Annotated in this window: 1 protein-coding gene; it reads right to left on the bottom strand. The window is 64.0% G+C overall.

Translation table 11 applies throughout. The features are described from left to right. A partial coding sequence (locus SB756_RS31645) for a fimbria/pilus outer membrane usher protein (RefSeq protein WP_410913444.1) occupies window positions 1–261 on the bottom strand: 261 nt, incomplete at both ends.

The following is a 261-nucleotide window of genomic DNA, read 5'->3' as shown; positions in this document are numbered from 1 at the left end:
ATCGTCACGTCGGTCTGCGTCTGCGTGATCGACTTCGAATAACTGACGCGTGCACTCGTGCCGTTGAAGCGCCTGACACCCGGCACCGAGGTGCTGGCCTGCGTGACGTCCATCCCGATCGCGCCGAACCGCGTATTGAACGCGCTACCGAGCATCACCGACAGATAGCCCGGCGCGACGGTCAGGCCGCCGTATCCGGTCAGCAGGTTAGTGATGCCCTGCTGCCACGTCCCCTGCAGGAATAGCGGATTGCGGTCGCTC

This window comes from Pseudomonas sp. SIMBA_068, from assembly GCF_046534705.1.
GTDB lineage: Bacteria > Pseudomonadota > Gammaproteobacteria > Pseudomonadales > Pseudomonadaceae > Aquipseudomonas > Aquipseudomonas putida.
This window is presented reverse-complemented; position numbering and strand designations above follow the sequence as displayed.